Here is a 7,008-nt window from a genome sequence, read left to right as displayed (position 1 = left end):
CGGATATTGAAAAGTGTGAATACCATTCTTGACTTCAAATTATTTTTATTGTAAATTATATATCTTATTTATGATGAGAATTTTCATGGGGAAAGTCCTGAAAAAATATAGTGAACATAATGTTATATTATCGTTGAACCTGTTGAAACTATATTGTTTAACCTTTCATACACGTATAAACAAGGAGTAAGCATGAGTCGCAGAATGATAACCATAGACGGTAATACTGCCGTGGCAAATGTTGCCCACGCAACCAATGAGGTCATTGCCATTTACCCCATCACTCCCTCGTCCGGCATGGGGGAGGAGTCTGATGAACGGAGCGCAAAAGGGCTGAAAAACATCTGGGGCACTATACCCCATGTTGCGGAAATGCAGTCCGAAGGCGGAGCTGCTGGAGCTGTGCATGGCGCCCTTTCAACCGGTGCGCTGAGCACGACATTCACTGCCTCCCAGGGGCTGCTCCTCATGATTCCGAATATGTTTAAAATTGCGGGAGAGCTTACCCCGACTGTCTTCCATGTGTCCGCCCGCGCCCTTGCGAGTCATGCGTTGTCCATTTTCGGCGACCATTCCGATGTCATGGCGGTCCGCTCCACCGGTTTCGGTCTGATTGCTTCGGGGAGTGTTCAGGAGGCGCATGATTTCGCTCTCATCACCCAGGCTGCGACGCTCGAATCACGTATTCCTTTTATCCATTTCTTCGATGGGTTCCGTACCACACACGAAGTTGCAAAGATCGAAGAGCTTACCTTTGATGACATGCGGGCCATGATCGATGACAGGTTTGTCATGGAACACCGGGGCCGTGCGCTGACACCCGACAGACCCACCATGAAGGGTACCGCCCAGAACCCCGATGTTTTCTTCCAGGGCCGTGAAACAGGCAATAAATACTACAATGCCGCACCTGCAATCGTTCAGAAATGCATGGATAAATTCGCCAAACTGACAGGCCGTCAGTATAAATTATTCGAATATTATGGCGCCCCGGATGCCGAGCGGGTGATTATCACCATGGCATCCTCGACCGAAACCGTGCACGAGACCGTCGACTACCTCGTTTCAAAAGGCGAAAAAGTCGGGCTCATCAAGGCACGGCTTTACCGGCCCTTTGACTCGAAAGCGCTTGTGGATGCGCTTCCGGCTACAGTCAAGTCAATCGCCTGCCTCGACAGGACCAAGGAGCCCGGCGCCATCGGCGAACCGCTCTACATCGATGTACGGACCGCGCTGGGCGAGGTTATGAGCACAGGCGAATGTCACATCAAGAAATATCCGAAGATTGTCGGCGGCCGCTATGGCCTCGGATCGAAGGATTTCACCCCGTCGATGGTAAAGGCGGTATTCGACAACCTCTCGCTCGAAAAGCCGAAAAACCACTTCACGGTCGGTATCACCGATGATGTCACGGGTACGAGCCTCGATTACGATCCCTCCTTCAGTATCGTGGAAAAGGGTTTTAATGCCATGTTTTATGGCCTCGGCGCGGATGGCACAGTCGGGGCAAACAAGAATACCATCAAGATCATCGGTGAAAGCACCAACAATTATGCACAGGGATACTTCGTGTATGACTCCAGGAAAGCGGGAACCATCACGACATCCCATGTCCGGTTCGGTCCGATGATCATCCGCAAGCCTTACCTGATCGACCATGCAAACTTTGTGGCATGTCACAACTTTTCTTTCCTCGAAAAATATGAAATGCTCGATACTATCGTCGAGGGCGGTACGTTCCTCCTCAACAGCCCGTATGGTCCCGATGAGGTATGGGACAAGCTGCCTGTCGAGGTCCAGCAGAAGATCATCGGGAAGAAACTCAAATTCTGGGTGGTGGACGGTGTTGATCTCGGTATGAAGCTCGGTCTCGGCGCCCGTATCAATATGATCATGCAGACGGCTTTCTTTGTGATTTCCCAGGTTATTCCCGAAGAGGAAGCCATTACGTTGATCAAGGAAGCCATCAAGAAGACCTACGGTAAAAAGGGTGAAAAAGTCGTCCAGATGAACTATAAGGCGGTCGATACGGCAAAGGAAAACGTTTTCCGTGTCAAGTATCCCGACAAGGTAACCTCGACGGTCAAAAGACCGCCGATTGTACCGCTCCATGCTCCGGAATTCGTCCAGAAGGTTACCGCGGCAATCATCAGCGGCAACGGGGATACCCTTCCGGTCAGTGCAATGCCGGTGGATGGCACATTCCCCACGGCAACAACACAGTACGAAAAGCGCAACATTGCCGTGCAGATTCCCGAGTGGGATGTCGACACCTGTATTCAGTGCGGACAGTGTTCGCTTGTCTGTCCTCACGCCGCTATCAGGATCAAGGCATATGATCCGGCAGTACTTTCAAAAGCCCCGGCTGATTTCAAGTCCGCCGAAGCAAAGGGGCCGCAGTTCAAAGGCATGAAATTCACCGTGCAGGTGGCGCCCGAGGACTGTACTGGCTGCGGTCTGTGCGTATGGAACTGCCCGGCTGCCCAGAAGGATGCCGATGGCAACAAAACCGACCGTAAGGCAATCAACATGGTCAGTCAGTTCGAAATCAGAAAACGCGAGGCCGATAATTTCGATTTCTTCCTCGATATTCCCGAAACCGACCCGTCCCACTACAAACGCGATACGGTCAAGGGAAGCCAGCTTATTCGTCCGCTCTTCGAGTTTTCAGGAGCCTGTGCGGGATGCGGTGAGACACCGTATGTCAAGCTCATGTCCCAGTTATTCGGCGATCACGTTATCATTGCCAACGCAACGGGGTGCTCGTCGATTTACGGCGGCAATCTTCCCACGACGCCTTATGCAAAACGCGCGGACGGAAGAGGACCGGCATGGTCGAACTCACTCTTCGAGGACAACGCCGAGTTCGGTTTCGGCTACCGTCTCACACTCGACAAATTCAAAGAACAGGCTGGTGAATATCTCCAGAAAGCGGTCGAGGAAGGTCTGGTCGACAAGGCAATCGCGGACAGGATTACCGGACAGGATCAGTCCTCTCAGGAGGGTATCGAAGCCCAGCGTGCCCATGTCGATGAGCTCCGTAAGGCCCTCGAACCGAAAAAGGACAGCAGTTCCACCGCCGCTCAGCTCACGAACCTCGCAGATTACCTCGTGAGGAAATCGGTATGGGTACTCGGTGGAGACGGCTGGGCATACGATATCGGGTATGGCGGACTCGATCACGTGGTGGCAAGCGGCCGCAATGTGAACATCCTCGTGCTCGATACCGAGGTGTACTCCAATACCGGCGGACAGATGTCCAAATCAACACCGCGTGGAGCAACCGCAAAGTTTGCCGCATCAGGAAAGCCGATGGCTAAGAAGGACTTGGGCATGATGGCCATGATATACGGCAATGTCTATGTAGCCAAGGTATCCATGGGCGCCAATCCCAACCAGGTGGTGCGGGCGTTCGCAGAAGCTGATTCCTATGACGGCCCGTCGCTCATCATTGCCTACTCGCACTGTATCAACCATGGCATCAACATGACCGAAGGACTCAACGAGCAGAAGAAAGCGGTGGCATCAGGTCACTGGCCGCTTTACCGGTTCGACCCGCGTCTTGCCGATGAAGGGAAGAATCCGCTCCAGATAGATTCCAAGGAACCGACGATTTCCTTTGCTGACTATGCGTTCGGCGAGAACCGTTACATGGTGCTCAAGAAGATGAATCCCGCTCATGCAGAGGAACTTTCGAAACTCGCACAGAAGGATGTCGACCAGTCACAGCGTATGTATCGCAGTCTTGCGGCGGTTCCGTACGAGAAAAAGGAGTAACACAAAAAATCATGAGACAGGATTGACAGGATGTTTTTTATTATTTGTTTTATCTTGTTAATCATGTAAATCATGTCTAAATAAAAAGAACGGGAGGCTGAACAGAGCTTCCCGTTTTTGTTTAAAAAGAAAAGAATATGAGACAGGATTAACAAGATTGACAAGATTGTTTTTTTATTATTTAATCCTGTAAATCATGTCAAAAATAAAAAGAGTGTGAGGAACAGGTCAATATTTATTCCAATACATGGATGTTTTTTCTTTTACAAATCGACTTGAGGACATCAGGCCAGACTGTGGTGCTCACCTCGCCGATGTGAGCGGTCCTTAACAGATACATGAATGTACGTGACTGACCGATGCCGCCTCCAATACTTATTGGTATCTCATCATTGAGTATCGCCTGGTGGTAGGGCAACTTTAAAAAATCTTCCTGTCCGGCCTCTTTGAGCTGCTGCACCATGGTCTCTTTCGTCACACGGATACCCATGGATGTCAGTTCATGACGACGTTTCGTCACCGGATTCCAGACCAGGATATCGCCGTTGAGTCCATGAAGCTGCCTTCCGTTCTTTTTAATCGTTGGGGTGATCCAGTCATCATAATCCGCTGCTCGCATCTCATGGGGATATCCGTCTTCCAGGACATAGCCGATGCCGATGATAAAGATTGCCGGATGCACCTCCTGGATCATTTTTGACTCCCGCTGTTTGCGGGTAAAGTCCGGATAGCGTTCCAGGATTTCCTCCGCATGAAAAAATTTCAACTTTTTTGGTATATCCGGATATTTATCGGTATTGAGTCCGGGGAAGTCTTTCTTGACCATCTGACCTGCCTCATAGATAACCATCCAGATTCTCTCGACGACATCCCGCAGAAAATCCAGATTACGCATATCCTTAGTGATAACCCGTTCCCAATCCCATTGATCAACATAGGCGCTATGGTCATGGTCCAGGAAATAGTCCTTTCTGACTGCCCTCATATCCGTGCAGATTCCTTCGCCCACTTCACAGCCGAACTGTTTCAGGGCCATCCGTTTCCATTTTGTGGCCGCCTGGACCACCTGAGTCTCGATTCTTTTTTCAAGACCGAGCCCACAAGGAAATTCAACAGGCGTGCGTGATCCATCACGGTCAAGGTAATCATTGACACCGCTCTCCTTGGTTACGATGAGCGGTACCTGAACCATAAAAAGGTTGAGTTCTCTGCACAGGTTCTCTTCAATAAAATTTTTTATCTTGTATAGTGCCTTCATTCTCTCCTTGGGGCCCAACAACGCCTCATAATTGTGAGGCAGAATTTTATCCACCTCTTCATAAGTGCTGATGCCCGGTCCTGCCAGATCCATTTTCTTGTCAGCCAACATATACCTCCTGTGTTGTGGATATTATTACTTCGGCGAATAGATAATGATACAAAGAAAATAAATAGATGCCGAAACGAGTTCGGCATGATGTTCACTGTATGTCAACTGGCGTAATATTATGTGTAAAGCGGTGCCGCATGTGAAGGCACTGACCCTGAAAATGTGATTATCTTTAGGTTTCGATTATCAGGGATATATTCTATAGAGCATTCTGGGGAATAAAATAGCCTCTCTTACATGAGATATTCCTGCTATCCAGCTTACAGTCCGTTCTATCCCAATCCCAAATCCCGAATGAGGCACCGAACCGTATTTCCGGAGGTCCACATACCAGCGGTAAGGTTCTATTGGTATATTGAATTGTTCCATTCTCTCTAACAGTTTATCATAATCATCCTCACGCTGACTGCCCCCTATTATCTCTCCATAACCTTCGGAAGCAATTAAGTCCGCGCATTTGACCCGTTCCGGATTCTGAGGGTCTTCTTTCATATAAAAAGCTTTGATCTTTTTGGGATAGTTCATTACAAATACCGGCTTACCGAAATGCTGGCTGATGGACGTTTCCTCGTCTCCACCGATATCATCGCCCATCTGAATGGGATTTCCCATCCCTTGCAGTATTTTGATTGCATCATCATACATGGTTCGGGCAAACGGAGCGTTAACCACCTGTTCCAATCCGGCGGTATCGCGCTCAAGTACTTTTAATTCTTCCCTGCAATTCTCAAGACAACTGCCGATAATATATTGAACAAGCCGTTCCTGCAGGGCAATGTTGTCATCATTATCATAATAAGCTTCTTCGGCTTCAGCCATCCAAAACTCTGAAAGATGGCGGCGTGTTTTAGATTTCTCAGCACGGAAAGTCGGGCCGAAATTATACACCAGTCCATGGGAAAATATTGCTGCTTCCAGATAGAGCTGCCCGGTTTGAGCCAGATATGCCGTTCCTAAATCATAATACTGCGTCGCAAATAAATTTGATGCTCCCTCAGCAGCAGTAGCCGTTAAGATAGGAGTATCGGTGCGAATAAAGTTATTATCGAAGAAAAAATCCACTACGGCTTTTTCCGCCATATTCCGGATACGATGCAATGCCCTCTGTTTGCTGGACCGGAGCCATAGATGACGGTTCTCCATTAAAAATGCGGTGCCGTGTTCTTTGGGCGTTATCGGGTAATCGGCAGCATTCTGTACCTGTTCCAGAGATACCACTGCAAGTTCATATCCCGATGGGGCTCGTTTATCTTCACGAACTATGCCGGTTACTATCAATGATGATTCCTGAGTTATTCTATCGGCTGCAGAAAATGTCTCTTCATCTACATCATTCCTGGACAACACTCCCTGAATAAATCCGGTGCCGTCACGCAATTGTAAAAAATGAATTTTACCTGAAGAGCGCTTAGTGTATAACCAACCTTTAATACATACTGTTTGCCCGGAATATCGTCCCACGGAACTGATATATACCCATGGTATGCTCATACCTTCTCCCTTATTATTAACTATTGATGTTCATATAAGGATTATGTGATTTCTTCGAACGTTGTATGCACTTTTCCAAATAATCGATATTCTCCAAATTAAAATCATGGGAGCACATAAATTCCTGTAATCCCTGTATGAATAAATATTACGTACTCCAATTTCTTTTTACAAGAATTTTCTGTCTGCTTTTCGCTTCGCTTCACTTCATAGTTCATATGTTCGATAAAGGAATACAGGTAAAAAGGAAAGAGTATACAAAACAGGATTTGCATGATTTTTATTCTTTTAAAAATACATCATGTCAATCATGGTGTGAAATACAGTTCAGGAGTAGTCGGCTTATTAATATCACTGTCCGTAATCGCACA

At 47.9% G+C, this 7,008-nt stretch carries 3 protein-coding genes; 1 reads left to right on the top strand and 2 read right to left on the bottom strand.

Annotation, left to right across the window (positions count from 1 at the left end):
• Positions 1-192 precede the first annotated feature (192 nt).
• The gene (gene nifJ / locus LLG96_11660) at positions 193-3,777 is read left to right on the top strand and encodes a pyruvate:ferredoxin (flavodoxin) oxidoreductase (protein ID MCE5250866.1); all 3,585 of its coding nucleotides are present in this window, start codon (positions 193-195) and stop codon (positions 3,775-3,777) included.
• A gap of 235 nt (positions 3,778-4,012) precedes the next feature.
• On the opposite strand, the gene LLG96_11655 is transcribed toward nifJ, so the two are convergent.
• Positions 4,013-5,146 carry an aspartate--ammonia ligase gene (locus LLG96_11655; protein MCE5250865.1) on the bottom strand — a complete coding sequence of 378 codons (1,134 nt, stop codon included), beginning with the start codon at positions 5,144-5,146 and terminating at the stop codon, positions 4,013-4,015.
• Between the two features lie 186 nt (positions 5,147-5,332).
• Complete coding sequence (gene asnS, locus LLG96_11650) at positions 5,333-6,637, bottom strand: asparagine--tRNA ligase (protein MCE5250864.1); 1,305 nt, start codon at positions 6,635-6,637, stop codon at positions 5,333-5,335.
• Positions 6,638-7,008 lie beyond the last annotated feature (371 nt).

This window comes from bacterium (assembly GCA_021372535.1).
Lineage (GTDB): Bacteria > Latescibacterota > Latescibacteria > Latescibacterales > Latescibacteraceae > JAFGMP01.
Note: the sequence above shows the minus strand (reverse complement) of the source record. Positions and strands in the feature narration are given on the sequence as shown.

Excerpts from the sequence above, each read along its gene's own strand:
- asnS (MCE5250864.1), bottom strand. The coding sequence starts at position 6,637 with ATGAGCATACCATGGGTATATATCAGTTCCGTGGGACGATATTCCGGG.
- LLG96_11655 (MCE5250865.1), bottom strand. The coding sequence starts at position 5,146 with ATGTTGGCTGACAAGAAAATGGATCTGGCAGGACCGGGCATCAGCACT.
- nifJ (MCE5250866.1), top strand. The coding sequence starts at position 193 with ATGAGTCGCAGAATGATAACCATAGACGGTAATACTGCCGTGGCAAAT.